Source organism: Burkholderia sp. E168m15 (assembly GCF_016586105.1).
Taxonomy (GTDB): domain Bacteria; phylum Pseudomonadota; class Gammaproteobacteria; order Burkholderiales; family Burkholderiaceae; genus Burkholderia; species Burkholderia orbicola.
Window position 1 is genome coordinate 37,791 of sequence record NZ_BCPO01000148.1, and the last position, 26,789, is coordinate 64,579.

Below are 26,789 nucleotides of genomic sequence, written 5' to 3' on the forward strand. Positions count from 1 at the left end.
ACGAATTGCGAGTCGGCGACACCGGATGCGGGTATTTCCCTATCAAGATTTTCGACTAAGTGGAATCCCCGACTTGCAACCATGACATTGTTCGCTGTAACGATAGCCGGCGCGCCGGCACACGCCCGTGCGTTCTGCCTCGATACCGCCTACCAGTACGCGTCCGTGCACGATCCGCGCTACCTGCAGGCCCGCAGCGAATACGATGCGGCCCGCCAGAAATTTCCCGAGGCGCGTGCGCAGATGCTGCCGCAGGCCGCCGCGCAACTCGAGTGGGGGCGCTACGGCACGCACGCGAACCTGTTCGGCATCGACGTCAGCGGGTCGAGCAACGCGGCATACGGTTCCGCTCAGGTCACGCAGGCGCTGTTCAATGTGCCCTACCTGTACGACATGCGGCGCGCGACCGAGTACGAGGAAGCGGCGAAGCAGAAGCTCGAGGTCGCGAAGCAGGACCTGATCCTGCGGGTCGCGAACGCGTGCTTCGATCTGCTGAGCGCGCGCGAGAAACTGCAATCCGCCGACGACGAAGTCAGCGCGCTCACGCGACTCGAAAGCGATACGCGGCGCATGGCGCAACTCGGGATGAAGACGATCGGCGACACCGCCGAGATCGAGGCGCGCCGCAGCCTCGCGCAATCCGACGAGGCGCTCGCGCAGACCGACGTCGATGCGCGGCGCGCCCGCTACGAGACGTTGCTCGGTTCGACGATCGATTTCTCGCGCTGGCCGCGGCTGGCGATGCGCGGGTCGTCGCCGCGCATTCCGTCCGGCGACTATGCGCCGCAGGACAACCCCGCGTACCGGCAGGCCTATCGCGACGTCCAGGTCGCGCGCCTTGCCGCGAAGCGCGTCAGCGCCGAACACTTGCCGACCGTCGACCTGTTCGCGTCGTATTCGCGTGGGCTCAACCCGAACCTGCGCGGGCTCACCGATCGTTCGGATTTCCATCAAAGCGCGGTCGGCGTGCAGGTGACGATTCCGATCTTCTCCGGCGGCAGCGTGTACTACCGGCAGGTCGAGGCCGAGCACGTGACCGAGCAGTACCGCAACCGGCTGCGCGAGGTCGAGGAGCAACTGGGCACCGATCACCGCGAGGCGTTGTCCGCGCTCGAATCGGTCGGCAAGCGCATTCGCGCGCAGCAGCAGTCGCTGCAGGCCGCGCGGCTCGCCTACGATGCGTCGATGAAAGCGCATCAGGTCGGCTACAGCACGACGTACGAAACGCTGAACCTGCGGCGCGACATCTCGGGCATCCGGCAGAAGCTGTTCGACAGCTATCTCGATGCGCTGAAGCTTCAGTTGAAGCTGAAAAGCGTGCTCGGCACGCTCGACGAACAATCGCTGATCGCGGTGGACAGTTTCCTCGAAAGCAACGCGGCGAGCGATCGGGGGTGAACGCGATCACATACGTCGGTATCCCGGGCAAGGTTGCGTACACAACCTTCAAGAAAAATGTCGATGTGCCGGCCGGTCGGAAGTTCAACGACGGCGCATCGCGATTCCCGCTCGTCGCTTACTGCGCCCGTGCGCAGCCGCCTACGTGGTTGAAGCGGGGGCACCCGTCGATTCGGGGTACATCAACCGGGTGGCGGCAGCACGACCGTGTCCTCGGGGCCGAGCACGCGGCCGTCCTGCGAACGCAGCTCCAGCTTCCTGACCGGCAGCCCGGTCTTCCGGTCGACCAGCAGCACGTGCGCCTCGTCCGGTTCGAAGAAGAAATCCTCGCCCCACTGCCGCAGCGCGACCAGCAGCGGAAACAGCCCGCGGCCTTTCTCGGTCAGCACGTATTCGTGATGCGCGCCGCCGTCGGCGGCCGGCACGACGTCCATGATTCCGTGCGCGACCAGGTTGCGCAGGCGCGCGGCCAGGATGTTCTTCGCGAGGCCGAGATTCTTCTGGAATTCGCCGAAGCGGCGCAGCCCGTCGAACGCGTCGCGGACGATCAGCAGCGACCACCAGTCGCCAATCGCGTCCAGCGGGCGGGCGACACCGCAAAGGGAATCTTCGTGCGTGGTGCGTCGGTTCATCGGTGCAGGCGGCGACGCCGTGACCGGGATAAGGGCTCGACGGTGATCGCTTTCGTTGAAATGAATGGTTTCAATATAAAACCAAATTCAGAAAAGATCAATGCTGAGTTGCCGACTGTTCGGGATCGATGAACGGAATGACCGTTCCAGCCGGAATTGGCATATGAATTCATACGTTCCAACCAATAAATCCATAAATTGGAGGGATTCATCACGTCGCCTCACTTCATCGGCCCCGCATTCGGCAACTGCCCTCATGATTTACAAGGTTGCAACTTGAAACCTAATCATCTACGCTCGAACCAGTTTCGACTGAAACCATCCTCTCCAACTCCCCGAAGGAGCATTCGATGATCCGGTCCGATGCCACGTTCGACGGCACCTTTCCATTCGCCCCGCATTTCGACGACGCATCCGGCTTCCGGATGCACTACGTGGACGAAGGTCCGCGCGACGGCGAAATCGTGCTGTGCCTGCATGGCGAACCCACATGGGGATATCTGTTCCGTCACCTCGTGACGGCGTTGAGCCCGACATACCGCGTCGTCGTGCCCGATCACATGGGCTTCGGCAAAAGCGCGACGCCGCAGGACCGCAGCTACTGGCTGCAGGATCACATCGACAATCTCGAGCGTTTCGTGCTCGCGCATGACCTCGATCGCATCACGCTGGTGATGCACGACTTCGGCGGCCCGGTCGGCATGGGGCTCGCCGCGCGGCATCCGGACCGGATTCGGCGCATCGTGTCGGCCAACGGACCGACGCCGTTCGGGCAGACCGATCTCGCCGAGCGCCTGACGGCGAATGGCCGCGAGGCGCCGTGGTTCCAGTGGATCATGCGTGCGGCGGCCGACGGTACGCTCGAAACGGTGCTCGGGCAGCTCGGCTTCAACATCCTGAGCACGTTGAAGCTGAACGGCTTCGAGAACCACGCGATCATCGCCGACACGTGGATCGCCGCATACGGCGCGCCGTTCGCGCAACCGGCCGACTGTCTCGGCGCGATCGGATGGGCACGGGGGTTCGCGGCCGGCGCGCACCGGTTCGAGGAACCCGATGCGGCGGCGCTGCGCGCGATACGCGGCAAGCCCGCGCTCGCGATCTGGGGAGACGCCGACCGAACGCTCGGCACCGAACACTTCCTGCCGCTCTTTACCGCGCTGTTTCCGTCCGCGCCGATCGAGCGGCTGGCGGGCGTCGGGCACTACTGCTTCGAGGACGCGCCGGATGCCATTGCCGCGCGGATCGCGGATTTCATCCGAACGACCGGCTGAAAAAATTTCGGCAGCCGGCTCGAAACACCGGCTGCCGAATGGCGTGCGCGGTCGCTTCGCGCACGCGTCGCTTCACGTCAACGTCACCGAATGATCCGCGTCACCCCCCGCCCGCGCGGATCGGCCATCGCTTCCGGCGTCTTGCCGTCGATCTTGATGACCTGGATGTCGCCGCTGAAGTCCTGCCCCTTCAGCGTATAGCCGCGCGCTTCGATCTGCTTCGCGAGTTCGCCTTCGATCGGGTGGTACGGCTCCCAGAAGATCGTGTTCGGCGGCAGCAGCTGATGATGGAACCGCATCGCGCCGACCGCTTCCTTCAACGGCATCTTGAAGTCGTAGATGTTGTTGATCACCTGGAAGATCGACGTGAAGATGCGCGAGCCGCCCGGCGTGCCGATCACCAGCGACACCTTGCCGTCCTTCGTCATGATCGTCGGCGACATCGACGACAGCGGGCGCTTCTTCGGTTCGATCGCGTTCGCGTCGCTGCCCACCACGCCGAACATGTTCGCGACGCCCGGCTTCGCGGAGAAGTCGTCCATCTCGTCGTTCAGCACGATGCCCGTGCCGTCGGCGATCACGCCCGAGCCGAAATAGCCGTTGATCGTGTACGTGTTCGACACCGCGTTGCCCCACTTGTCGACCACCGAGAAGTGCGTCGTTTCGGCCTTCTCCGGCATCGTCGTGCCGAGGGCCGGCTGCACGCTCTTCGTGTCCGACGGCTCCTTCGGGTTGACCTCGGCCGCACGCTTTGCGATGTACGCGTCGTCGGTCAGCTGCGCGATCGGCACCTTGTAGAAGTCGGGATCGCCGAGATACTGCGCGCGGTCGGCGAACACGCGCTTCTCGATTTCCGCGACGAGGTGGATGTACTGCGGCGAGTTGAGCTTGACGCCCTCGAAGTCCTGCTTCAGGTCGGCCTTCATCTTCAGCAACTGCACGAGGCCGATGCCGCCCGAGCTCGGGGGCGGCGCGGTGATCACGTCATAGCCGTTCCACTTCGCCTGCACCGGCTGGCGCCACACCGCGCGGTACTGCGCGAGATCCTCGGTCGTGATCAGCCCGTTGCCGTCACCGGTCTTCATCGACGCGGCGATCAGCTCGGCCGTCTTGCCCTTGTAGAAGCCCTCCGCGCCGCCGTCGGCGATACGCGTCAGCACGTCGGCGAGATCGGGCTGCTTGAAGTTCGCGCCGGCCTTCAGCCCGGAGAAGTACTTGTCGAAGTTGGTCTTGCCGCCGAACTCCTTCGATGCGTCGACGCCGCGCTGCGCCAGTTGCTCGTCGACGACGAAGCCGTCGCGCGCATAGTGGATCGCCGGCGCGAGCACCTGTTTCCACTTCAGCTTGCCGAAGCGCTTCTGCGCTTCCCACATGCCCGCCACCGTGCCCGGCACGCCGACCGCACGCGGGCCGTACAGGCTCATGCCCTTGACGACGTTGCCGTCCTTGTCGAGATACATGTCCTTCGTCGCGGCGAGCGGCGCGCGCTCGCGGTAATCGATGAAGTACGGCTTGCCGTCCTTGTAGATCGTCATGAAGCCGCCGCCGCCGATGTTGCCGGCTTCCGGGTACGTGACGGCGAGCGTGAACGCGATCGCGACGGCCGCGTCGATCGCGTTGCCGCCTTCCTTGAAGATCCGCTCCGCGGCATCCGCGCTGTACTTGTCGGCCACCGCCACCGCGGAGCTCGTCAGGACCGCGGGCTGCGGCCCTTTCGCGTAGGCGGGCGCGTTCGGCAGGAAGCCGATGCCGGCCACCGTCGCGAGCACGGCTGCGGATGATTTGAAGCGATTCAGCGTAGTCATTGCATGTCCCCCATGTGGATCTCCTTCAGGCACGACGAGCACCTGATCCGTGGATGGCCGCAGGCGCGCCGACGGCCATACGCCGGCTTCGTAGTATAGGGCGACAAAAAAGGGTCGAACACGCGGGGCGCGACGAAAGCATGGCGATTGTGTGCGCGCGGTCACGTTGCGCTGCCGCGACGTGCGCGCGGATCGCTCGACATCGCCTGCGGCGCGCGCTTCGCGCACCGCACAAAAACCGAAAGTTGCGAACCGCGCGGCAAGCCTCGCAACTCGTGTAAAAAAATCCGCGAACGCCCCGCCCGCGGCACAGCCCGATCTGCGAAGATAGCGCCCCGTTGCGCGCCGCATCATCGTTTCGTGCACGCGCCGCTTCACGTTGCTTCGTCTCGCTCCCTATGGCATCACACAATGCACATCACGCGTCCGGCTTCGCAGCCGGCGTCGCCGCCGCCGTCCTCGTCGCGCAAACCGGCGCAACCGGTCCGTGGCACTCGGGCATGCTCGCCGCGTTCGCGGCGGGCGTCGCGGGCGGCACAGCGCCCGACTGGCTCGAAGTCGCCTGGTGGAGCCGCAAGCGCCGCCTGTGGATCACACATCGCACCCTCACGCACTGGGGCATCGGCTGGGTCGCGCTGCTTGCGCTCGGCTGGCACGGGCTCATCCATCATCCGCATCCGCTGTGGGCCGCACCGCTGTTCGGCTTCGCCTGCGGCGGCGTGATGCACCTGCTCGCCGACTGGCCGAATCCGCTCGGCGTACCGTGGATCTGGCGGCGCCATTCGCTGAACCTGTGGAACAGCGGGCATTGCGACTTGATCGTGGTCGCGGCCGCCTGGGGCGGCACGCTGTGGCTCGCGCAGTCGCTGTGGTCGCGTGCGCCGCTGATCGAGCAGTGGCTCGGCTGGCTGCATCGCGTCTAGTTGCAATTCGACGCAATTCGCCACGATTGGGCACGCGATCGACGTGCCGAATCGCACGCAACTTTCGGTCCATTGAAAGTGCAGCGCAGGCCCCCACCTGAGTGTGAATCGTCGGCACGCATGCCCGGCACGCACCCGTGACGTCTGGCACACTGACGATTCGATTCGCGTGCGATGCATCCGCGCGCTCGCACCCCGCTCGCACCCTATTTCAACGCTCCGATGGACGTCACCGCTACCCGCCCTGCCGCCCGTGCGCTCGACGTGTTCCACCCGGTCGTCGCCGCGTGGTTCACACGCACGTTCGCCGCGCCGACCGGCGCGCAGGCGCTCGCGTGGCCGCACATCAAGGCCGGCCGGTCGACGCTCGTGGCCGCGCCGACCGGCTCCGGCAAGACACTCACCGCGTTCCTGTGCGCGCTCGACGATCTGGTGCGCGATGCGCTCGCGCACGACGGCACGCTGCCCGATGCGACGCTGGTCGTCTACGTGTCGCCGCTGAAGGCGCTGTCGAACGACATCCACGTGAACCTCGACGCGCCGCTCGCCGGCATCGCCGAATCGCTCGCGCAGCTCGGCCTGCCGGTGCCGGCGATCCGCACCGCGGTGCGCACCGGCGATACGACGCAGGCCGAGCGCACTGCGCAAGCGCGCGCCGCACGTCCTCGTCACGACCCCCGAATCGCTGTACGTGCTGCTGTCGTCCGCGTCGGGGCGGCAGATGCTGTCGAACGTGCGCTCGGTCATCGTCGACGAAATCCATGCGCTGGCGTCGTCCAAGCGCGGCAGTCATCTCGCGCTGTCGCTTGAACGCCTCGACGCGCTGACCGGGCGCGCGCTGCCGCGCATCGGGCTGTCGGCCACGCAAAAGCCGATCGACGCGGTCGCGCGCTTCCTCGTCGGCGGGCCGGCCGACGCGCCGCGCGACTGCGCGATCGTCGACACGGGCCACACGCGCGAGCGCGACCTCGCGCTCGAACTGCCGAACGTGCCGCTCGAACCGGTCATGGCCACCGACGTGTGGGAACAGGTGTACGACCGCATCGCCGGGCTCGCGGCCGCGCATCGCACGACGCTAGTGTTCGTCAACACGCGGCGTACCGCCGAGCGCATGGCGCGCCATCTCGCCGACCGGCTCGGCAAGGACGCGATCGCCGCGCATCACGGCAGTCTCGCGAAGGAGCACCGCTTCGACGCCGAGCAGCGCCTGAAGCGCGGCGAACTGAAGCTGCTCGTCGCCACCGCGTCGCTCGAACTCGGCATCGACATCGGCGACGTCGATCTCGTCTGCCAAGTTGGCTCGCCGCGCGGCATCGCGCCGTTCCTGCAGCGTGTCGGCCGCTCGGGGCACCACGTCGGCGGCGTGCCGAAGGGGCGGCTCTTTCCGCTGTCGCGCGACGAGCTGGTCGAATGCGCGGCGCTGCTCGACTGCGTGCAGCGCGGCGAACTCGATGCGCTGCGGATTCCCGAAGCGCCGCTCGACGTGCTCGCGCAGCAGATCGTCGCCGAAGTCGCGTGCGCGGAATGGCAGGAAGACGCGCTGTATGCGAGCTTCACGCGCGCCGCGCCGTACGCGCGGCTCGCGCGCGAGCGCTTCGACGAAGTGATGAAGATGCTCGCCGAGGGATTCACGAGCCGGCGCGGCGTGCGCGGCGCGTACCTGCACCGCGACGTGGTCGGCGGCACCGTGCGCGGCCGCCGCAACGCGATGATGACCGCGACCACTTCCGGCGGCACGATCCCCGATATGGCCGACTACGCGGTGCTGCTCGAACCGCAGGGCATCCAGGTCGGCACCGTCAACGAGGATTTCGCGATCGAGAGCCTGGCCGGCGACGTGTTCCAGCTCGGCAACCAGTCGTACCGGATCATTCGCGTGGAAACGGGCCGCGTGCGCGTGGAGGATGCGCAGGGCCAATCGCCGAGCATTCCGTTCTGGCTCGGCGAGGGGCTGGGGCGCAGCGATGAACTGTCGGCGGCGGTCGGCCGGCTGCGTGCGCGGCTCGACGGGCTGTTCGCGGACGGCGATCGACAGGCGCGGACCAACGCGGCGAAGCACGCGAACGTCACCGAGGCCGGCAAGACGGCCACCCGCGGCAAATCCCGAAAAGCGGCCGCCGAGACTGACGCGCCGCCCGCCTCGCCCGACAACGCGCCCGGCGGCACCGCGCTCGCCCCCACCGAAAGCCGCCTCGCGCCCGCGTTGCGCTGGCTCGTCGACGATCTCCACCTGTCGCCCGACGCCGCGCGCCAGATCGCCGACTACCTCGCCCGCACCCGCGCCGCGCTCGGCGCATTGCCGACGCAGGACACGCTCGTGATGGAGCGGTTCTTCGACGAATCGGGCGGCACGCAGCTCGTGATCCATTCGCCGTTCGGCAGCCGCATCAACCGCGCATGGGGGCTCGCGCTGCGCAAGCGCTTCTGTCGCAACTTCAACTTCGAATTGCAGGCCGCTGCAACCGACGACGCGATCATCCTGTCGCTGTCGCTCGCGCACAGCTTCGCGCTCGACGAGGTGTGGCGCTACCTGCGTTCGGCCAGCGCCGAGCACGTGCTGATCCAGGCGCTGCTCGATGCGCCGATGTTCGGCGTGCGCTGGCGCTGGAACGCGACCACCGCGCTCGCGCTGCCGCGTTTCACCGGCGGCCGGCGCACCGCACCGCAACTGCAGCGGATGAAGAGCGACGATCTGCTCGCGACGGTGTTTCCCGACCAGGTCGCGTGCCTCGAGAACATCGTCGGCGAACGCGAGATTCCGCATCACCCGCTCGTCGACCAGACGCTCGACGACTGCCTGCACGACGCGATGGACACCGACGGCTGGCTCGCGCTGCTGCGCCGGATCGAAAGCGGCGCGATCGAGCTCATCGCGCGCGACTTGCCCGCGCCGTCGCCGCTTGCGGCCGAGATCCTGAATGCGAAGCCCTACGCGTTCCTCGACGATGCGCCGCTCGAGGAGCGCCGCACACAAGCCGTGCAGTCGCGCCGCTGGAGCGACCCCGAAACGGCCGATGACCTCGGGGCGCTCGACGCCGACGCGATCGATGCGGTACGCGACGAAGCGTGGCCGCTCGTGCGCGACGCCGACGAAATGCACGATGCGCTGCTCACCCTGGCCTGCGTCGCCGACGACGAGGCGCACGCGCACGCAGGCTGGCCCGAGCGACTCGCGGAACTCGCGGAACGCCGCCGCGCGACGAAACTCGCGACGCCGGGCGGCGCCGCGCTGTGGGTGCCGGTCGAGCGGCTCGTCTGCATGCGTGCGCTGCATCCGGACGCCCGCGCGACACCCGCGCTCAAGGTGCCGGCCGCGTGCGCGCAGCCGTGGGAAGCCGATGCGGCGCTCGTCGACGTGATCCGCGCGCGGCTCACCGGCTTCGGGCCGCTCACGCTCGATGCGATCGCCGCGCCGCTCGGCCTGCCGCCCGCGTCGATCGCGACGGCGCTCGCCGCGCTGGAACGCGAAGGCTACGTGATGCGCGGCCGCTTCACGCCGGGCGCGACGACCGACGAATGGTGCGAACGCCATCTGCTCGCGCGCATTCATCGCTATACGGTGAAGCGGCTGCGCCGTGAGATCGAACCGGTCGAACGCGCCGATTTCATGCGCTTCCTGTTCCACTGGCAGCACCTGACACCCGACACGCGCGGCACCGGCCGCGACGCGCTGGCAGCCGTGGTCGAACAGCTCGAAGGCTACGAGGCCGCGGCGAGCGCGTGGGAAGACGCGCTGCTGCCCGCGCGGCTCACCGACTACACGGCGGGCGGCCTCGACGAGCTGTGCCGCTCGGGCAAGCTGGTATGGACCCGCATCGGCGCGCCGGCGCGCGCGGCCGGTACGCCCGTGAAGACCACGCCGATCGTGCTGCTGCCGCGCCGCCATCTTTCCGCATGGCAGGCGCTGCGTGACCCTGATGCGCAACCGGCACAGTCCGCGCGCGCCACGCAAGTGCGTGACGCGCTCGCCGCGCTCGGCGCGATGTTCTTCGATGCGCTGCTCGACGAGCTACACATGCTGCCCATCGAGCTCGAACAGGCGCTCGGCGAACTCGTGTCGGCCGGCCTCGTGAATGCGGACAGCTACGCGGGCCTGCGCGCGCTGCTGAAGCCGGCCGTCAAGCGCAGCGCGACCTATGCGCCACGCACGCGACGCGGCGGCGCGCTGATCGGCGGGATGGACGACGCAGGGCGCTGGGCGCTCGTGCAACGTCAGGCCCCGCCGGACGATGACGCGCCCACGCCGAAACGCGGCCCTACCACGACCGATCCCGACGCGCTCGAACATATCGTGTGGACGCTGTTGCGCCGCTACGGCGTCGTGTTCTGGCGATTGCTCGAACGCGAAGCCGACTGGCTGCCGAGCTGGCGCGAACTCGTGCGCGTGCTGCAACGCCTCGAAGCACGCGGCGAGATTCGCGGCGGACGCTTCGTCGCCGGGTTCGCGGGCGAGCAATTCGCGCTGCCCGAGGCCATCCCGATCCTGCGCGAACTGCGGCGGCAACCGGGCGACGGACAATACGTATGCGTGACGGGCGCCGACCCATTGAATCTCGCCGGCACGCTGCTGCCCGGCGACAAGGTGCCGGCGCTGGCCGGCAACCGCGTGCTGTTTCGCGATGGCGTGCCCGTCGCATCGCTGGTATCGGGTACGTTCCACTACGCGCCCGACCTGCCGCCCGCCGCGCGCGAGGAGGCACGTCTGCGGCTCGCGCGTTCCTGCTGACATCGGCTGACACGCACGCGGCACCGGACTACTGATCGCCGCGCCGCGCGAGCGTCATCGTTCGGGTAGCATCGAACGATGGACCGCGCGAACTTCCGCGTGTCGCCCACACAAAACAAGACCTTCCGGAGACTGCCGCTCATGCCTTCGCATGCCGATTCGCCCGCTGCCCATCATGCGGGTTCGCTGACCATTTTCCAGGGCGCCGCGCTCTATATCGGCGCGGTGCTCGGCACCGGCGTGATCGCGCTGCCCGCGCTCGCCGCCGACGTCGCCGGGCCCTCCTCGCTGCTCGCGTGGGCCGCGCTCGTCGTGCTGTCCGGGCCGCTCGCGGCCACCTTCGCCGCACTCGGCGCCCGCTATCCCGATGCGGGCGGCGTGTCGACCTACGCGCGGCGCGCATTCGGCCCGAAGGCCGCGGCCATCGTCGGCTGGTGCTTCTATTTCGCGGTGCCGGCCGGCGCGCCGGCCGCCGCGATGTTCGGCGGCGCCTACGTCGCGGCCGTCACGGGCGGCGGACATACGACGGTCATCGTCACCGCCGCCGCACTGATCGCGACCGTATCGGCCGCGAACGCATTCGGCGTCACAGTGTCGGGCCGCATGCAACTCGTGTTGTCGGCACTGCTCGTCGCGCTGCTGCTCGCCGCGGTGCTTGCGTCCGCGCCGCATGCGCGCGCCGCGAACCTGCATCCGTTCGCCCCGCACGGCTGGCTCGCGGTCGGCCAGGCCGCCGCGCTGCTCGTGTGGAGCTTCGCCGGCTGGGAAGCCATCACGCACCTCGCCGCCGAATTCCGCCGGCCGGCGCACGACATGCCGCGCTCGGCCGGCATCGCGGTCGTGGTCGTCGGGTTCCTGTATCTGTCGGTTGCGGCCGCGAGCGTGACGGTGCTCGGGCCTTCCGCGGGCGCATCGGGCGCGCCGCTCGCCGAACTGATCGCGGGCGGCATCGGCGGCCATGCGCAGGTGCTGGCCGCCGCCGCCGCGCTGCTGCTCACGCTCGGCACGATGAACGCGTATTTCGCCGGCGCGGCCAAGCTCGGCGCGGCGCTCGGACGCGACGGCGCGTTGCCTGCGTGGCTCGCTCAGGGCAGCCAGGTCGGCGGCGTGCCGCGTCGCAGCCTCGGCGTGATCGCGGTGCTGGCGGCCGTCGCGCTGGCCGCCACGGCGCTGTCGGACGTCGGGCCGAAGCCGCTCGTGCTCGTGACGTCCGGATGTTTCGTGATGGTGTACGGGCTCGGCGCGGCCGCCGCGCTGAAGCTGCTGCCGCGCGGCGGCATCGCGTACCGCTGCGCGTGGATTTCGCTGATTGCGGTCGCCGGGCTGTTCGTGACGACCGGCTGGTATTTCCTGTGCCCGCTGCTGCTTGCGGGCGGTGCGCTGCTTTATCTGCAGATCACCGGCCCGCGTCGATGACCCGGCAAGCGCCCGCGGGTCGACGCCCGCCAGCTCGCCACACCCGTCGCGCGAACCATCACGCCGATCCGGCCGCCGCGCGCCGTTCGTTCGCGCCGCTCAGGCCGGCACCAGCTCGAAGCTGAGCCGTTTGCCGAGCGCGGCGGCCGCGCTCGCGAGCGTCGCGAGCGTGAGGCTCGTGTCGGTTTCGTCGAGCAGGCGGTTGAGTGCGGCGCGGCTGGTTTTCATCCGCGCGGCCATCGCGGTTTTGGTGATGTGCTGCGCCTTCATTTCCTGCCCGATCTGCCACGCGATCACGCGCTTGATCGCGGTGGCGGTGGCCGCTTCGAGATTGCCGTCCGCTTCGAGGAAGGCGTCGAAATCGCTGCCGATATACGGATTGTTCGTGGTCGTCATGTCGTACTCCAGGTGCATGGCGTTGCCGGCCGCCCGACCGTCGGAGACGGTGCGTTCCGGCACAACCGGGGAATTCAGATGGCGCGCGTCAGCGTTTTCAGGCGCGCGACGGTCACGTCGAGATCGTCCGACGGCGTGCCCCGCGACTGCTTGAAGAAGCCGTGCAGCAGCACCATCGTGTCGCCGACGACCGTGAACAGCACGCGTGCGCTTCGCCCCGGCACCATCACGCGGATCTCCCACAGATCCTTCGCCATCTTCCGGACCAGCGGCATGCCGAGCGGCCAGCCGAGTTGAACGGTCTTGATCTCTTCGCCGATCGCCCTTCGCTCCGCTTGCCCGAGCGCATGGAGCCATTCGCGCACCGGCTCGTGGCCGCGGGCCGTCCGGAAGAACCGCACGCCGAGCGTGACCTGAATCTGCTGTCTCGCCATCGTCTTGTCGTCCATCGTATCAAAAACGGTACGATATGCCAAGCACCCCGACGACGGCTACTGACCGGATGGCCAATCCTACGGCAACAAAAGAAATCGGCCCGGTGGATCGCCCCGGGGCCCGATGAGATCAACGCTTGCCGCGAGCAGGCTTGCGCGCCGCGCGTGGCGCCCGGTGCGGGCGTGCATCGCCGAACCGCGACCGCGCGATGTCGCGCACCGCGTCGATCAGCGTGCGCGCGACCGGCGACGGCTGCGCATCGGTACGCAGCACGAGCCCGACCGGCTCGTCGGTGCCCGCCGCCGGCAGCGGCAGGCGCGCCAGCGCACCGGCCGACAGGTCGTATTCGGCTGCATAGAGCGGCACGAACCAGACCGCGTCGTTCTCGAGCGCCAGCGCGCGCGCGACCGATACCGACAGCACCTCGATGAACGAATCCAGCGGCGGCGCGCCGCATGCGCCGAGCAGTTGCTCGGCGGACTGGCGGATCAGCGTGCCGAACGGCGGCAGCACGACCGGATAGCGCGCCAGCTCGGCGGCCGGCGCCGCGCTCGCGAGCAGCGGATGCCCGGCGCGCACGACCGCGACGAGCGGCTCGTTGTACAACTGCTCGAACGCGAGCCCGATCATCCGCTCCGGCTCCGACAGCCGCCCGATCGCGCATTCGATCGCCCCGGCTTTCAGACGCTCGAGCAACTCGGCGTTCGCGGCCGTCGCGATCCGCACGACGATGCGCGGCCAGCGCGCGGTCAGCGCCTTCATCAAGGCCGGCGCGAGCGAGGCCGCGACGGTCGGCAGCATGCCGATTTCCAGTGTCGCGGCCGCCGCCCCGCCCTCGCGCGCCAGCAGCCCGACGCCCTGCCGCAGCGCCAGCACGCACGCATTCGCGTGCGGCATGAACAGTTGCGCTTCGCGGGTGGGCTGCGCGCCGTGCCGGCCGCGCTCGAACAGCTTCACGCCGAGGATCGCCTCCAGCTCGGCGATCGTCTTCGACACGGCCGGTTGCGTGATCGACAGGCTTTCGGCCGCCTTCTGCACGCCGCCCAGCTGCGCGACCGCGAGAAAGCATTGCAGGTGCCGGAATTTGACGCGGCCGTCGGCGATACGGTTATTCATAACGGGTGGTTATGCGAATCACGATGAATCGCCATTTTGCATAACTTTCCGGAAAGGCCCAAGCGTTCGGCGTGGCGTCATCCGTGGCGCCGCAGCGCGTGGAATCCCGTCGGCTCCCAGATCCGTTTCGCAATCAGCAGGGCCGTGCCGTGCTTCTGCCCGAGCGGCGCGGACGACGACTCCGCATGCAGCGCCGCCGCCTTGCTGGCGAGCCGCCGCAGTTCCTGCTCGAGCTCCGCGGCGGCCGCGTCCGTCAGCATCCCTTGCAGGAACGTCATCGTCTCGCCGGGGCCGTCGAAGCGGCTGCCGAGAAAGTCGTCGAGCACGTGCGCGTGAAAGTAACGGCGGATCGGCCCGCCCGGCAGCCAGTCGAAATCGCGCGCGACCCGCACGCGAATCCGGTCGCCGGGCAGCAGCGCGATCACGTTCATCCGGTCGAGCATCAGCAGGTATTTCACGCATTCGGCCTGCGTGAGCCGATAGGCCGCCACGATGTCCTGCACGGTCCAGTAGTTGATCGCGCAGACGGCGACCAGCAGCAGCTTCTCGTCCGACACGAGCAACGCCTCCTGCTGCTCGGTCAGCACGCGCAGGCGCGGCGCGGATGCCGACGCTTCCTGCACGAGCTCGGCGAGCGTATAGCCGAGCAGCTGCGCGATCTCCGCGACGCGCTCCAGCGTGAAGCGGCCGCTCGCGAACAGCCGCTTCACGCTCGTCTCGGAGACGTCGAGCGCGCGCGCGACGTCCCGGTAAGTCATTCCCTGCGCCTTGAGCTGGCGCTTCAGCGTTTCGATGAGTTGGGCGGTCTCGGTCATGTCGGTATCAAAAAATGATGCTCGAGGTCGGATATTAGGCTACTCACGCATCCACATCAGCACTTTTGGATACTTGTCTGCATAATCCGCTCCGTCCTGTCATGCAACGACGGAGCCGAAATGACCACCCGAATCGACACAGCCGCCTGCGAACCACACCCCACCGCACCGCGCGATGCACGCGACACCGATCGCACGATGCCGCTCGCCACCGTGCGCACGCTGGCCGCCGGCGCGCACGTCGGCGATCTCGTGTTCATCCGCGTGCCGGCCGGCGCACCGGATGCCACGGCCGGCTCGGCCGGCACGTGGGCCAACCGCTTCGGCATCGTCGTCGATACGTCGGGCGACGAACCGCTGATCGCCGAGCCCACGGTGTTCGCGTGGACGAAGCTCACGCCGCTGTCGCGCTTCGTCGCCCGTACAGACGGCGGACGCATCGCGCTGGCGCGCCGCGTCGCGGCAGCGTCGGCCGACGCACAACGCCGCATCCATGCGCTGGCCGAACAGCGAATCGACGCGCTGCTCGGCAGCCGCTTCAACCCGCAGGTGCAGCGCGGTTTCTGCGCGCAGTACGTGACCGACGTGCTCGGTGCCGGCCACGCGGCGACACCGTCGGCCCTGCTGCGCGGCGGCACACTGGCGCTCGAATTCGACGGGATCGTGTTCGATCCCCGCCATCCATGACGACGAGCACGCTCGGGGAGACCGGATAACAACGAGAACAAACGACAAAAAACAGCGACGGGCTGGCTGGAGGGCCGTGCACGGGGTCGTCACCGACGACGCGAAGCCCGATCGCTTTTTTCCGCCGGACGGGCTTCCTGTCCGGCGGATTTTTCATTGCCCGGGCGAACATAACGAATGGTTATGCGATTCGCGAGAAAAGGTCATTTTTCATAACTTTCCGGATTGGCTAAAGTCTTGCCATCCACCTCGCCCAATACTTACCAGGAGACGCCCGATGGATTCCCCCACGATCCTCACGCCGCGCGACTGGCCGTCGCATCCGGCCTATGTCCACCCCGAGTACCGTTCGTCCGTGAAGCGCGGCCCGACCCGCCCGCTGATCCCGCTGAAGGAAAAACTGCGCGACCAGTACGCGCCCGTCTACGGCGCGGAAGATCTCGGCGCGCTCGACCACGACCTGACGAAGAACGCCGTGAAGAACGGCGAGCCGCTCGGCGAGCGGATGGTCGTCACCGGCCGCGTGCTCGACGAAGGCGGCAAGCCCGTGCGCAACACGCTCGTCGAAGTGTGGCAGGCCAACGCGGCCGGCCGCTACGTGCACAAGGTCGACCAGCACGACGCGCCGCTCGACCCGAACTTCCTCGGCGCGGGCCGCTGCCTGACCGACGACGAAGGCCGCTACCGCTTCCTGACGATCAAGCCCGGCGCGTATCCGTGGGGCAACCATCCGAACGCGTGGCGCCCGAATCACATCCACTTCTCGCTGTTCGGCGATTACTTCGGCTCGCGTCTCGTCACGCAGATGTACTTCCCCGGCGATCCGCTGCTCGCGTACGACCCGATCTTCCAGGGCACGCCGGAAGCCGCGCGCGAGCGCCTGATCTCGCGCTTCTCGATGGACATCACCGAAGAAGGCTATGCGCTCGGCTACGAATTCGACATCGTGCTGCGCGGCCGCGACGCCACCCCGATGGAGCGCTGAACCATGACGACGCTAAAGCAAACCCCTTCGCAGACGGTCGGCCCGTACTTCGCGTACGGCCTGTGCCCGCAGCAATACGACTACGACCTGAAAAGCCTGTTCACGCCGACGATCGCCGCGCCGCACGCCGAGGGCGAGCATGTGCTGCTGGTCGGGCAGGTGTTCGACGGCGACGGCAACGTGGTCGGCGACGCGGTGCTCGAATTCACGCAGGTGGATGGCGCGGGCCGCTACCCCGCGTCGCGCGACGACATCGCGAAATCCGGCTTCACGGGCTTCGCGCGAGTCGGCACGGGCACCGACCCGCAGCAGCGCTTCGTCGTCGAGACGGTGAAGCCGGGCCGCGTCGCCGCCGACGAGGCGCCGCACATCAACGTGACCGTGATGATGCGCGGCATCCTCACCCATGCGTTCACACGCGTGTACTTCGACGACGAAGCCGCCGCGAACGCGGTCGACCCCGTGCTGAACGCGGTGCCGGCCGAGCGCCGCGCGACGCTCGTCGCGAAACGCGACGCGCAGCCGGGCCGGCCGGTCGTCTACCGCTTCGACATCCGCATGCAGGGGCCGGAAGAAACCGTGTTCTTCGACGTTTGACGCACGCACGCGCCCGCGCTTGACGGCTTCGGCGCAACCGCTTCGCCGTGTGGCGCGATACCGACGGGCATCGCGCCACACGGCGTTTTTGCGCACGGCGCCGCCATCATTCGATGGTGCACTGCATCGTGACCAACGGGGCTGCGGATGCCTGTCGTTATCGGCTTCCCGCCCCGATATCGAACGCGCCATCGAAACGCATGCTGCGACAGCACATCAATCGGCGGATCGACACGATATCGTTTGCGCGTTATGCGGCGTATGCTTCGTTATCCGCAACGAGCTGACAGGATTAAATCAGACGAAGCAACAATGACATGCATCATGCGCGACGCTGCCCCTGAGGCGGCCCGCGCATTTTTTTCAGACAGAGTGCCTTTAAACGCGTCTGGCCGAAGTTGGCGGACGCGTATTTTTTGGTGGCGACCGGCTAGCGACGAATCTCGAGATAGCGGCTCGGCGTGTCGCCGAGAATGCGGCGAAACGCCGACGTGAACGCACTCGCGCTCGCGTAGCCGAGATCGAGCGCCACGCGCGTCACCGGCTGCCCGTCGGTCAGGCGGGCAATCGCCGCGAGCATGCAGACCTGCTGGCGCCAGGCGGCAAAACTCACGCCCGTCTGCGCGCGGAACTGCCGCGTGAACGTGCGGCGGCTCACGCCTGCGTCGGCCGCGACCCGGTCGAGATCGGCGTCGATCGACGGCGCCGCGAACAGGTGCCGGCACACCTTCGCCAGCCGCGCATCGGCCGGCAGCGGCGCATGCAGCGACAGGCGCGGCATCGTCGCGATTTCCGCGACCAGTAGATCCATCAGCTTGCCCGCGCGACCGTCGACGTCGTACATGGCCGGCAGGTCGATCGCATCGTCGAGCAGTTGCCGCAGCAGCGGCGACACGCCATACACGCCGCACTGGGCCGGCAGCCCGGCCGCCTGCGCGGCGTCGACGGACACGAACGCATTGAGCATCGTGACCGGCCCGGTCATGGTCATTTCGTGCCGCACGCCGGCCGGCACCCAGCACGCGCGCTGCGGCGGCACCAGCCAGCGCCCGTGCGGCGTCGACACGCTGATCGTGCCGCGCGACGCGAACGCGAATTGCCCGCGCACGTGCGCGTGATCCGGAAACGTCGTGCCCGCCGCAAAGTCGTTGGCGAGCACGACCACGCTCCGGGGAATGTGTTCGTAGGGATCTAGCAGCGTATTTCTCACGGCCCGAATTCCATCATCAATGACCCGATATCGAAGGCGGGTCGCCTTCGAACGATCTACGATCCGCTCCACCGTTGCGCGACCTCGCGGCCGGGACACCCGCCGGCCTGGTCGGCCGGATGGCAACCTCATCGGAGCGGACATGCCCAATACGTTTCATCGCGTGGGGAAAGGCCCCCACCCTGTTCTCGTGCTGCACGGCTGGTTCGGCGACGCCCGCGCGTTCGAACCGCTCGAAGCCTGGCTGTCGCGCGAGCACTTCAGCTATGTATTCATGGACTACCGAGGTTACGGCCGTATGCGCGACGCACACGGCAACTACACGATCGACGAGATCGCCGCCGATACGCTCGCGCTCGCCGACGCGCTCGGCTTTCCGACCTTCAGTCTCGTCGGCCATTCGATGGGCGGCATGGCGATCGAGAAGATCGCCGCCATCGCGCCCGACCGCGTGCGCGCGCTGGTGGCGATCGCGCCCGTGCCGTGCGGCGGCCTGCCGTTCGACGCCGCGCGACGCGCGCTATTCGAGCGGGCCGCCGACCACCTCGCCGATCGCCGGACCATCATCGACCGCAGCACCGGTAACCGGCTGCCCGCCGCCTGGATCGAGTGGAAAGCCGCGTATTCGGCAGCCTGTTCGTCGGCGCGGGCATTCGCCGCATACTTCCGCGCGTGGGCCGATACGGATTTCAGCGAAGAGATCACGGGCATCCATCCGGTCAAGATACTGATCGGCGAGCACGATCCGGCGTTCGACGCGGCGCTGATGGCCCGCACCTACCTGCGGCGCTATCCGCTCGCCAGCGTCGACGTGCTGCGCAATGCCGGCCATTATCCAATGAACGAAACCCCGCTCGCGCTGGTCGCGGCGATGGAAGCATTCCTGCTCGCCGCGACGGCCCGCCCCGTGGCGATCGGCTGACCGGCCGCGCGCCGGCGGCATCGTCGCGGCACGCATCACCGCAGCATGAACGACATCGCGGACAGGCTGTTCAGCGTGCGCACCACGTGCTCGACCGACGGCCCGTCGAAGCGCAGCGTCACCGCATCGACGCGCTCGAGCGACGGTAGCACGCAGAAAAGGTCGGCGAGCGCGGCCGTCTGTACGCGCAGCGTGCAGGCGGCCGGCGCGGGCCGATGGACGCCCGCGCGCCGGCCGGACGACAGCGCCTGCGCGACCGTCTCGCGCGCCGCGGTTGCGATCCGGGCGCACGACGCGGACGGCGTGAGCGTCTCGCCGCTCGATGCGCCGCCGGCCGTCTTGACCGTCTCGAAACGCGCGTCCGGAAACAGCGGCTGCGTTTCCTCGGCGAACACGTCGTCGCCGGTCGCGAGCGCGACGTGTGCGCCGTATTCGCGCGCCAGCGCGCCACACAGCCCGGCTTCGCCAAGCTCGACGCCGTTCAGCCACACCTGCGTGAACGCAAAGCTGTTGATCGTATGCGCGAGCACGCCGCGCGTCTGCGATTTCGCGTGATAGCCGATCATGAACACGAGATCGGGCTGCTGTTCGAGGCCCGCCATCATTCCGAGCGTGCGCGGCTTGCCGAGCACGACGCGCGCCCGCGCATCGAGCCCGTCGGGCAGCAGGTTGCGATAGCCGCCATGCGAATCGTTGACCCACACGGCCTGCGCGCCGCCCGCGAACGCGCCTTCGATCGCCGCGTTCGCCTCGGCGGTCATCCAGCGGCGTGCGCGTTCGTATTCCGGATTGCCGGCGCGCGTCTGCTCGGTCGCGAATACGCCGGCGACGCCCTCGATGTCGGTCGAGATCAGAATCTTCATGACTGGGTCGGATGCCCTTCGTTGTCTTCGTTGAACAGCCGGTCGAGGTCGGGCACAGCGTCGCGCAGCGCTTGCCGCACGTGGCCGTCGCGCCCGGCGACCGTCACCGCCTGCAGCAACGCGTCGGCGATCGCGTGCTCGACGCTTTCGGCCGCGGCCATGAACAGCGGATCGAGCGCCGCATCGGCCACGAGGGCCGGCAGCGCGATCGTCGATGCGTCGTGCGCGATCGTGTAGGCGGTCGAGAAAGCGAGCGCGATGTCGCCGCTGCCATGCCCGTAAACGGAACCCGTGCGGGCCAGCCCCGCCCCCGCGCGGCGCGCGAGCCGCGACAGTTGCCGCGCGTCGAGCGGCGCATCGGTCGCCAGCAACAGGATGATCGAGCCCTGCTCGGGCGGCGCCGCGCGGGCCGCTTCGGCCGCGCGCCGTTGCGCGACGATGCGCCCGAGCGGCACGCCGCCGAGCGTCAGCATCGGCAGCCGGCCGAAATTCGCGAGCACGAGCGCACCGACCGTATAGGGCCGGCCGGCCGCGACGGCCACGCGCGACGCGGAACCAATCCCGCCCTTCAGGTCGAAGCACGACATCCCGCGCCCGGCGCCCACCGCGCCGCGTGCGACATCGCGCGACGCCGCGCGGCATGCGTCGTCGTAGTGCGCGGCGGTGACCGCGAACGCCTGGATGTCGTTCAGGTAACCGTCGTTGCATTCGAACACGAGCGGATTGACGGTCGACCAGTCGCGGCCGACCCGCGGATTCGCCGCGATCGCCGCGCGGATCTGCGCCTGTGCGACCGCGCCGACGCCGAACGTATTGGTCAGCGCGACCGGCGTATCGAGCGTGCCGAGTTCGTCGACCTGCACGAGCCCGACGCTCTTGCCGAACCCGTTGATCACGGCCGCCCCCGCCGGCACCTTGCTGCGGTACACGTCGCCCGGATGCGGCTTCACGACGGTCACACCGGTCTGCACGCTGCCGGCATCGAGCGTGCAATGGCCGACCGTCACGCCCGGCACGTCGGCGATCGTGCCGCGCGGCCCGGCCGGCAGCGTCGCCATCCACATCGGTGCAGGCCGCATCAACGGCGCTCCAGCTTCGGGTCAAGCGCGTCGCGCAGCCCGTCGCCGAGCAGGTTGAACGCGAGCACGGTCAGGAAGATCGCCAGGCTCGGGAACACCGCGATGTGCGGCGCCGTCACCATGTCCGCGCGCGCCTCGTTGAGCATCGCGCCCCACTCCGGCGTCGGCGGCTGCGCGCCGAGCCCGAGGAACGACAGGCTCGCGGCGGTGATGATCGACGTGCCGATCCGCATCGTGAAGTAGACGACGACCGACGACACGGTACCCGGCAGGATGTGCCGCATGATGATCGTCCAGTCGGACGCGCCGATGCTGCGCGCGGCCTCGACGTAGGTCATGTGCTTGAGCACCAGCGTGTTGCCGCGCACGAGCCGCGCGAACGCCGGAATGCTGAAGATCGCGACCGCGCAGATCACGTTGACCATCCCGTTGCCGAGGATCGCGACCACGCCGATCGCGAGGAGGATGCCGGGGAACGCGAACAGCACGTCGGCGATGCGCATCGTGATGCGGTCCCACCAGCCTTCGTAATAGCCGGCGAGCAGTCCGAAGAACGTGCCGATCACCGCGCCGAGCGCCACCGAGAAGAAGCCGGCCGCGAGCGAGATGCGGGTGCCCGCGACGATCCGGCTGAAGATGTCGCGCCCGAGCGAATCGACGCCGAACCAGTGCACGGCCGACGGCCCCGCGTTCAGCGCGTCGTAGTCGAAATAGTTCTCCGGATCGAACGGCACGATGTGCGGGCCGACGAACGCGAGCACGACGAGCGCCAGCACGAAGCCGCCCGCGACGAGCGCGACGGTCTGCTTGCGGAACTTGCGCCAGAATTCGCGCCACGGCGTGCGGATCGCGGTCGATGCGGCCGGCGCCGCGGGCTGGACAGTCGCGTTCATGCTGGCCTCACTTGAACCGGATGGTCGGGTTGATGACCGCGTACAGCACGTCGACGGTCAGGTTGATCAGGATGAATTCCAGCGAGAACAGCAGCACGATCGCCTGGATCACCGGGTAGTCGCGCATCGTCACCGCATCGACCAGCAGGCGGCCGAGCCCCGGCCAGTTGAACACGGCCTCGACGACGATCGAGCCGCCGAGCAGGAAGCCGAACTGCAGCCCCATCATCGTGACGACCGGAATCATCGCGTTGCGCAGGCAATGCTTGAGCACGACCATCGGCTCGTGCACGCCCTTCGCGCGCGCGGTGCGCACGAAGTCCTCGTTCAGCACCTCGACGAACGACGCGCGCGTGAAGCGCGCCATCACGGCGGCGACCGCGGCGCCGAGCGTCAGCGACGGCAGCACGTAGCTCTTCCACGTGCCGTCCGGCACGACCGGCAGCCAGCCGAGCTTCACCGAGAAGATCTCCATCAGCAGCATGCCGAGCGCGAACGCGGGAAACGAAATACCCGACACCGCGATCGTCATCCCGAGTCGGTCGGGCCAGCGATTGCGCCACACGGCCGACGCGATCCCGATCGCCATCCCGATCGCCGTCGCCCACACCATGCTGACGAGCGTGAGCAGCAGCGTCGGCATGAAGCGCTCCCCGATCTCGGTCGACACCGGCCGCTTGCTGCGCGTCGAGATGCCGAAATCGCCGTGCGCGATCTTCACGAAGAAGTTCGCGAACTGGGTCGGCATCGGCTTGTCGAGCCCAAGATCGGCACGCACGAGCGCGACCGTCGCGTCGTCGGCTTCGGGGCCGGCCGCGAGCCGCGCCGGGTCGCCGGGCAGCAGGTGCACGAACAGGAACACCAGCACCGCGACGATCGCGAGCGTGGGCAGCAGGCCGAACAGGCGTTTGACGAGGAAATTCAGCATGGGACACCGATCGAATCAGCGCACCGGCGGCTCGCGCCGCCGGCACTGCGTGGCGGGCAAACCGCCGTCATTTCAGCGAGATTTCGTCGAAGTTGAACGAGCCGTCCGGCATCACGTACATGCCCTGCAGGCGCTTGCTGCGTGCGTAGACGATCTTCTCCTGCACGAGGAAGATCCACGGCGCGTCGGCCCAGATCTGCTTCTGCGCATCGGCGTAGAGGCTGGCCTTCTTCGCGCGATCGGTCGTGGAGAGTGCCTGCGCGAGATCGTCGTCGACCAGACCGTTCTTGTAGTACGCCGTGTTGTACAACTTCGGCGGCGCCGACTCCGACGCAAGCAGCGGCGACAGGGCCCAGTTCGCCTCGCCCGTCGACGCCGACCAGCCGCTGTAGTACATCCGCACCGGCGCCTTCGCCGCATCCTGGGCGCTCTCCACCCGGGCAACCCGTTCGCCGGCCTCGAGCGCCTGCACCTGCACCTTCACGCCGACCTGCGCGAGCTGCTGCTGGACGAACTGGATCACCTTCTGCGCCGTCGTGTGATTGTAGGCGGACCACAGCGTCGATTCGAAGCCGTTCGGATAGCCGGCCTCCTTCAGCAGCGCGCGCGCCTTCGCCGGGTCATACGGCCAGGGCCCGAGTTTCGTTGCGTATTCGACGCCCGTCGGCGCCACGCCCGTCTGCGGCGTCGCGTAACCGGCGAACACGACCTTCGCGAGCGCCTCCTTGTTGACCGCGTAGTTCAGCGCTTCGCGCACCTTCGGGTTATCGAACGGCTTTTGCCGCGTGTTCAGCGAAATGTAGCGCTGGATGATCGACGGCGCCTCGATCAAGTCCACCTTCGGATTGCTCTTCAGATCGGTCGCCTGCTCGAACGGAATCGTGAACGCGAAATCGGCCTCGCCGGTCTTGATCAGCGCGGCGCGCGTGTTGTTGTCGACCACCGGTTTCCAGTCGATCGCATCGACCTTCGGATAGCCCTTCTTCCAGTAGCCGGCGAATTTCTTCACCTTCATGTCGTCGGTCTGCTTCCATTCGACGAACTCGAACGGGCCGGTGCCGACCGGATGCAGCGACACGTCACGCCCCCACTTCTTCAGCGCGGCCGGCGAAATCATCACCGCGGACGGGTGCGCGAGCGTGTTGATGAACGCCGAGAACGGCTCGCGCAACGTGAATCGCACGGTGTTCGGATCGACCACTTCGGTCTTCTCGATCACCCGGAACAGGCCGTACCGCTTCAGCTTGTTCGCCGGATCGGTCACGCGGTCGAAATTCGCCTTCACCGCGGCGGCATTGAAGTCGGTGCCGTCGTGGAACTTCACGCCCTGGCGCAGTTTGACCGTGTACACCTTCGCGTCCGGCGACGCCGTATAGCTGGTCGCCAGCACGTTGACGAGCTTCATGTTCCGGTCGAAACCGAACAGGCCTTCGTAGAACGACTTGACGACAGCCTGCGACACCGTATCGTTCGCGTCGTACGGGTCCATCGTCGTAAACGTCGAGTACACGGCGACCACGACGTTCTGCTGCGCGAACGCGGGCACCGCGACCGACAGCGCGAGCGCGCCGGCCCCCGCGGCGAACAGCGCGCGCGGACGGAACATCGGGAACGAATACGACTTGTTCATCTTGCTGGGCTCCTGTGGATGATTCGGTAACGCGTGGTGGAAATCGCGGCGTGACTGCCCCCTTTCGGGAAAAGACGCCGTTGCCTTGCTCGTGCGCAGCTTCGGTCCATGGGCGACCTCCCGCGCGTTCAGTACGCGCCGCCGACGCGATGCGTCGCGACGTAATGATCGGGGCCGACCGCGACGAGCGGCGCGACGACCGGCTCGTCGCCGACCGCGCGGATCGGGCTCGGAATCTCGTCCGCGGCAAGCTGGCGCGGCGCATGCCGGCGCGCGGGGTCGGCCACCGGCACCGCGCTCATCAGCTTCTTCGTGTACGGATGCTGCGGCGCCTCGAACACCGCGCGGCGCGGGCCGATCTCGACGATCTGGCCGAGATACATCACCGCGACGCGATGGCTGATGCGCTCGACGACGGCCATGTCGTGCGAGATGAACAGGTACGCGACGCCGAGCTCGCGCTGCAGGTCGAGCATCAGGTTGACGATCTGCGCCTGCACCGACACGTCGAGCGCCGACACCGATTCGTCGGCGATCACGACCTTCGGATTCAGCGCAAGCGCACGCGCGATCGCGATCCGCTGGCGCTGGCCGCCCGAGAATTCGTGCGGATAGCGACGCGCGGCCTCCGGCGGCAGGCCGACCTTGTCGAGCAGCCAGTCGACGCGCGCCTGCGCCTCGCTGCCGCTCGCGACGCCGTGCACGAGCAGCGGCTCCATGATCGAGAAGCCGACGGTCAGGCGCGGGTTCAGCGACGCGAACGGGTCCTGGAAGATGAACTGGATGTTGCGGCGCAACGCCTGCAGGTCCGAACCCTTCAGCGCGCTGATGTCGCGGCCGTCGAATTCGATCGAGCCGCTTTGCGATTCGACGAGACGCAACAGCGAACGGCCGGTGGTCGACTTGCCGCAGCCCGATTCGCCGACGAGCGCGAGCGTCTCGCCCGCGCGCAGCTCGAAGCTCACGCGTTCGACCGCATGCACGTACTGCGACACGCGGCCGAACACGCCGCTCTTCACCGGAAAGCGCGTGACGAGATCGCGCACGCGCAGGATCGGCGGCGCGGCGTGATCGACGGGCGGCTGCGCGTCGTTCGCGGCGGACGTCGTGGTCGGCGCCGCGGCCGTCGCGCTGGTGCCGTCCACCTTCAGCAGCGGGAATTTCTCGGGCGCGTCGGTGCCCTGCATCGAGCCGAGCCGCGGCACGGCCGCGAGCAGCGCCCGCGTGTAGCGATGCGCGGGCGTCGCGAAGATGCGGTCCGACTCGCCCTCCTCGACCTTCTCGCCGCGATACATCACGAGCACGCGGTCGGCCACTTCGGCCACCACGCCCATGTCGTGCGTGATGAAGATCACGCCCATGTTCATTTCGTCCTGCAGCCCGCGCACCAGTTGCAGGATCTGCGCCTGGATCGTCACGTCGAGCGCGGTCGTCGGCTCGTCGGCGATCAGCAGCGCGGGCCGGCACGACAGCGCCATCGCGATCATCACGCGCTGCCGCATCCCGCCCGACAGCTGGTGCGGATAGCGCGCGAACACGCGGCGCGCTTCGGGGATGCGCACGAGATCGAGCAGCCGCAGCGCTTCCGCGCGGGCTTCGGCCGCGCCCTTCGACTGGTGCAGCGCGATCGCCTCGCTGATCTGGTCGCCGACGGTGAACACCGGGTTCAGCGACGTCATCGGCTCCTGGAAGATCATCGCGATGTCCGCGCCGCGGATGCCGCGCATCGTCGCGGCGCTCGCCCGCGCGAGATCGACCAGCGCGCCGCCACGGCGCCGGAACGCGATCCGGCCGCTCGTGATCTCGCCGCCGCCGTGCTCGACCAGCCGCATCAGCGCGAGCGACGTGACCGACTTGCCCGAGCCCGATTCGCCGACGATCGCGAGCGTCTCGCCGCGATCGACGTGAAACGACACGTTGCGCACCGCGTCGAACGTCGCGCCTTCGCGGCGGAACGTGACCGAGAGGTCGTCGACGGCCACCACGCGCTGCTCGGGCAGCGCCAGGGACGACGGGTTACGGCTCGAAGTCATGGCGTATCTCCTCGTGCGATCCGGAT

Annotated in this window: 21 protein-coding genes and 1 pseudogene; 9 read left to right on the forward strand and 13 right to left on the reverse strand. The window is 68.2% G+C overall.

The window, feature by feature from the left end:
* Nucleotides 1-81 precede the first annotated feature (81 nt).
* Nucleotides 82-1,398 (forward strand): TolC family protein, encoded by a 1,317-nt coding sequence (locus JMF86_RS21625; protein WP_012338298.1) that lies wholly within the window; start codon nt 82-84, stop codon nt 1,396-1,398.
* Nucleotides 1,399-1,580: 182 nt separating this feature from the next.
* On the opposite strand, the gene JMF86_RS21630 is transcribed toward JMF86_RS21625, so the two are convergent.
* Nucleotides 1,581-2,030 (reverse strand): helix-turn-helix domain-containing protein, encoded by a 450-nt coding sequence (locus JMF86_RS21630; RefSeq protein WP_011547884.1) that lies wholly within the window; start codon nt 2,028-2,030, stop codon nt 1,581-1,583.
* A 350-nt stretch (nt 2,031-2,380) separates the two neighbouring features.
* On the opposite strand from JMF86_RS21630, the gene JMF86_RS21635 reads away from it, so the two are divergent.
* Nucleotides 2,381-3,304 (forward strand): alpha/beta fold hydrolase, encoded by a 924-nt coding sequence (locus JMF86_RS21635; protein WP_011547885.1) that lies wholly within the window; start codon nt 2,381-2,383, stop codon nt 3,302-3,304.
* An 83-nt stretch (nt 3,305-3,387) separates the two neighbouring features.
* Here JMF86_RS21635 and ggt read toward each other — a convergent pair whose 3' ends face one another.
* A complete protein-coding gene (gene ggt, locus JMF86_RS21640) occupies nt 3,388-5,109 on the reverse strand; it encodes a gamma-glutamyltransferase (protein ID WP_201317145.1) in 1,722 nt (573 codons plus the stop codon).
* A 398-nt stretch (nt 5,110-5,507) separates the two neighbouring features.
* Here ggt and JMF86_RS21645 point away from each other — a divergent pair, with 398 nt between their 5' ends.
* The 3 genes and pseudogenes from JMF86_RS21645 to JMF86_RS21655 all read left to right on the forward strand — a co-directional run bounded on the left by JMF86_RS21645 (nt 5,508) and on the right by JMF86_RS21655 (nt 12,174).
* Nucleotides 5,508-6,032 (forward strand): metal-dependent hydrolase, encoded by a 525-nt coding sequence (locus JMF86_RS21645; RefSeq protein WP_006479220.1) that lies wholly within the window; start codon nt 5,508-5,510, stop codon nt 6,030-6,032.
* Between the two features lie 222 nt (nt 6,033-6,254).
* Nucleotides 6,255-10,758: pseudogene (locus JMF86_RS35315) on the forward strand (DEAD/DEAH box helicase).
* A 141-nt stretch (nt 10,759-10,899) separates the two neighbouring features.
* Nucleotides 10,900-12,174, forward strand: coding sequence for an APC family permease (locus tag JMF86_RS21655; protein ID WP_041489487.1), 1,275 nt, complete (start codon nt 10,900-10,902; stop codon nt 12,172-12,174).
* Between the two features lie 99 nt (nt 12,175-12,273).
* On the opposite strand, the gene JMF86_RS21660 is transcribed toward JMF86_RS21655, so the two are convergent.
* From JMF86_RS21660 to JMF86_RS21675, 4 genes are all read right to left on the reverse strand, one after another.
* On the reverse strand, nt 12,274-12,570 hold the full coding sequence (locus tag JMF86_RS21660) for an XRE family transcriptional regulator (protein ID WP_006479223.1): 297 nt from the start codon (nt 12,568-12,570) through the stop codon (nt 12,274-12,276).
* 74 nt (nt 12,571-12,644) lie between these two features.
* Nucleotides 12,645-13,004: a type II toxin-antitoxin system RelE/ParE family toxin gene (locus tag JMF86_RS21665; RefSeq protein WP_006479224.1), complete on the reverse strand. Its 360-nt coding sequence runs from the start codon at nt 13,002-13,004 to the stop codon at nt 12,645-12,647.
* Nucleotides 13,005-13,134: 130 nt separating this feature from the next.
* On the reverse strand, nt 13,135-14,121 hold the full coding sequence (gene pcaQ, locus JMF86_RS21670) for a pca operon transcription factor PcaQ (protein ID WP_011547890.1): 987 nt from the start codon (nt 14,119-14,121) through the stop codon (nt 13,135-13,137).
* 77 nt (nt 14,122-14,198) lie between these two features.
* Entirely contained in the window at nt 14,199-14,936 is a 738-nt protein-coding gene (locus tag JMF86_RS21675; protein ID WP_011547891.1) for a helix-turn-helix domain-containing protein, read from the reverse strand.
* Nucleotides 14,937-15,056: 120 nt separating this feature from the next.
* Here JMF86_RS21675 and JMF86_RS21680 point away from each other — a divergent pair, with 120 nt between their 5' ends.
* The 3 genes from JMF86_RS21680 to pcaG all read left to right on the forward strand — a co-directional run bounded on the left by JMF86_RS21680 (nt 15,057) and on the right by pcaG (nt 17,205).
* Nucleotides 15,057-15,623 carry a YiiX/YebB-like N1pC/P60 family cysteine hydrolase gene (locus JMF86_RS21680; RefSeq protein WP_011547892.1) on the forward strand — a complete coding sequence of 189 codons (567 nt, stop codon included), beginning with the start codon at nt 15,057-15,059 and terminating at the stop codon, nt 15,621-15,623.
* A gap of 277 nt (nt 15,624-15,900) precedes the next feature.
* Nucleotides 15,901-16,608, forward strand: a complete 708-nt coding sequence (pcaH, locus tag JMF86_RS21685; RefSeq protein ID WP_011547893.1) for a protocatechuate 3,4-dioxygenase subunit beta — start codon at nt 15,901-15,903, stop codon at nt 16,606-16,608.
* Nucleotides 16,609-16,611: 3 nt separating this feature from the next.
* Complete coding sequence (gene pcaG / locus JMF86_RS21690; protein ID WP_011547894.1) at nt 16,612-17,205, forward strand: protocatechuate 3,4-dioxygenase subunit alpha; 594 nt, start codon at nt 16,612-16,614, stop codon at nt 17,203-17,205.
* A gap of 430 nt (nt 17,206-17,635) precedes the next feature.
* Here the strand turns inward: pcaG and JMF86_RS21695 are convergent, their stop codons facing one another.
* Nucleotides 17,636-18,415 carry a helix-turn-helix domain-containing protein gene (locus tag JMF86_RS21695; RefSeq protein WP_011547895.1) on the reverse strand — a complete coding sequence of 260 codons (780 nt, stop codon included), beginning with the start codon at nt 18,413-18,415 and terminating at the stop codon, nt 17,636-17,638.
* 142 nt (nt 18,416-18,557) lie between these two features.
* On the opposite strand from JMF86_RS21695, the gene JMF86_RS21700 reads away from it, so the two are divergent.
* Nucleotides 18,558-19,337, forward strand: a complete 780-nt coding sequence (locus JMF86_RS21700) for an alpha/beta fold hydrolase (protein ID WP_011547896.1) — start codon at nt 18,558-18,560, stop codon at nt 19,335-19,337.
* 35 nt (nt 19,338-19,372) lie between these two features.
* Here JMF86_RS21700 and JMF86_RS21705 read toward each other — a convergent pair whose 3' ends face one another.
* The 6 genes from JMF86_RS21705 to JMF86_RS21730 all read right to left on the reverse strand — a co-directional run bounded on the left by JMF86_RS21705 (nt 19,373) and on the right by JMF86_RS21730 (nt 26,763).
* Nucleotides 19,373-20,200: a M55 family metallopeptidase gene (locus JMF86_RS21705; RefSeq protein WP_011547897.1), complete on the reverse strand. Its 828-nt coding sequence runs from the start codon at nt 20,198-20,200 to the stop codon at nt 19,373-19,375.
* Entirely contained in the window at nt 20,197-21,279 is a 1,083-nt protein-coding gene (locus tag JMF86_RS21710; RefSeq protein ID WP_011547898.1) for a P1 family peptidase, read from the reverse strand. Before JMF86_RS21710 ends, JMF86_RS21705 begins: the two co-directional genes overlap by 4 nt.
* The gene (gene gsiD / locus JMF86_RS21715; RefSeq protein ID WP_011547899.1) at nt 21,279-22,172 is read right to left on the reverse strand and encodes a glutathione ABC transporter permease GsiD; all 894 of its coding nucleotides are present in this window, start codon (nt 22,170-22,172) and stop codon (nt 21,279-21,281) included. Before gsiD ends, JMF86_RS21710 begins: the two co-directional genes overlap by 1 nt.
* Nucleotides 22,173-22,179: 7 nt before the next feature.
* Complete coding sequence (gene gsiC / locus JMF86_RS21720) at nt 22,180-23,100, reverse strand: glutathione ABC transporter permease GsiC (RefSeq protein WP_006479236.1); 921 nt, start codon at nt 23,098-23,100, stop codon at nt 22,180-22,182.
* 67 nt (nt 23,101-23,167) lie between these two features.
* Nucleotides 23,168-24,730 (reverse strand): glutathione ABC transporter substrate-binding protein GsiB, encoded by a 1,563-nt coding sequence (gsiB, locus tag JMF86_RS21725; RefSeq protein WP_011547901.1) that lies wholly within the window; start codon nt 24,728-24,730, stop codon nt 23,168-23,170.
* Between the two features lie 128 nt (nt 24,731-24,858).
* Complete coding sequence (locus tag JMF86_RS21730; protein ID WP_011547902.1) at nt 24,859-26,763, reverse strand: dipeptide ABC transporter ATP-binding protein; 1,905 nt, start codon at nt 26,761-26,763, stop codon at nt 24,859-24,861.
* Between the last annotated feature and the right edge of the window lie 26 nt (nt 26,764-26,789).

What these genes read in the sequence shown, in the direction of transcription:
- gsiB (WP_011547901.1), bottom strand. Translation starts at nt 24,730, where the DNA reads ATGAACAAGTCGTATTCGTTCCCGATGTTCCGTCCGCGCGCGCTGTTC.
- JMF86_RS21660 (WP_006479223.1), bottom strand. Translation starts at nt 12,570, where the DNA reads ATGACGACCACGAACAATCCGTATATCGGCAGCGATTTCGACGCCTTC.
- gsiC (WP_006479236.1), bottom strand. Translation starts at nt 23,100, where the DNA reads ATGCTGAATTTCCTCGTCAAACGCCTGTTCGGCCTGCTGCCCACGCTC.
- JMF86_RS21675 (WP_011547891.1), bottom strand. Translation starts at nt 14,936, where the DNA reads ATGACCGAGACCGCCCAACTCATCGAAACGCTGAAGCGCCAGCTCAAG.
- JMF86_RS21635 (WP_011547885.1), top strand. Translation starts at nt 2,381, where the DNA reads ATGATCCGGTCCGATGCCACGTTCGACGGCACCTTTCCATTCGCCCCG.
- JMF86_RS21665 (WP_006479224.1), bottom strand. Translation starts at nt 13,004, where the DNA reads ATGGCGAGACAGCAGATTCAGGTCACGCTCGGCGTGCGGTTCTTCCGG.
- JMF86_RS21625 (WP_012338298.1), top strand. Translation starts at nt 82, where the DNA reads ATGACATTGTTCGCTGTAACGATAGCCGGCGCGCCGGCACACGCCCGT.
- JMF86_RS21700 (WP_011547896.1), top strand. Translation starts at nt 18,558, where the DNA reads ATGCCCAATACGTTTCATCGCGTGGGGAAAGGCCCCCACCCTGTTCTC.
- JMF86_RS21630 (WP_011547884.1), bottom strand. Translation starts at nt 2,030, where the DNA reads ATGAACCGACGCACCACGCACGAAGATTCCCTTTGCGGTGTCGCCCGC.
- JMF86_RS21645 (WP_006479220.1), top strand. Translation starts at nt 5,508, where the DNA reads ATGGCATCACACAATGCACATCACGCGTCCGGCTTCGCAGCCGGCGTC.
- pcaG (WP_011547894.1), top strand. Translation starts at nt 16,612, where the DNA reads ATGACGACGCTAAAGCAAACCCCTTCGCAGACGGTCGGCCCGTACTTC.
- JMF86_RS21705 (WP_011547897.1), bottom strand. Translation starts at nt 20,200, where the DNA reads ATGAAGATTCTGATCTCGACCGACATCGAGGGCGTCGCCGGCGTATTC.
- JMF86_RS21655 (WP_041489487.1), top strand. Translation starts at nt 10,900, where the DNA reads ATGCCTTCGCATGCCGATTCGCCCGCTGCCCATCATGCGGGTTCGCTG.
- JMF86_RS21710 (WP_011547898.1), bottom strand. Translation starts at nt 21,279, where the DNA reads ATGCGGCCTGCACCGATGTGGATGGCGACGCTGCCGGCCGGGCCGCGC.
- JMF86_RS21730 (WP_011547902.1), bottom strand. Translation starts at nt 26,763, where the DNA reads ATGACTTCGAGCCGTAACCCGTCGTCCCTGGCGCTGCCCGAGCAGCGC.
- pcaQ (WP_011547890.1), bottom strand. Translation starts at nt 14,121, where the DNA reads ATGAATAACCGTATCGCCGACGGCCGCGTCAAATTCCGGCACCTGCAA.
- ggt (WP_201317145.1), bottom strand. Translation starts at nt 5,109, where the DNA reads ATGACTACGCTGAATCGCTTCAAATCATCCGCAGCCGTGCTCGCGACG.
- pcaH (WP_011547893.1), top strand. Translation starts at nt 15,901, where the DNA reads ATGGATTCCCCCACGATCCTCACGCCGCGCGACTGGCCGTCGCATCCG.
- gsiD (WP_011547899.1), bottom strand. Translation starts at nt 22,172, where the DNA reads ATGAACGCGACTGTCCAGCCCGCGGCGCCGGCCGCATCGACCGCGATC.
- JMF86_RS21680 (WP_011547892.1), top strand. Translation starts at nt 15,057, where the DNA reads ATGACCACCCGAATCGACACAGCCGCCTGCGAACCACACCCCACCGCA.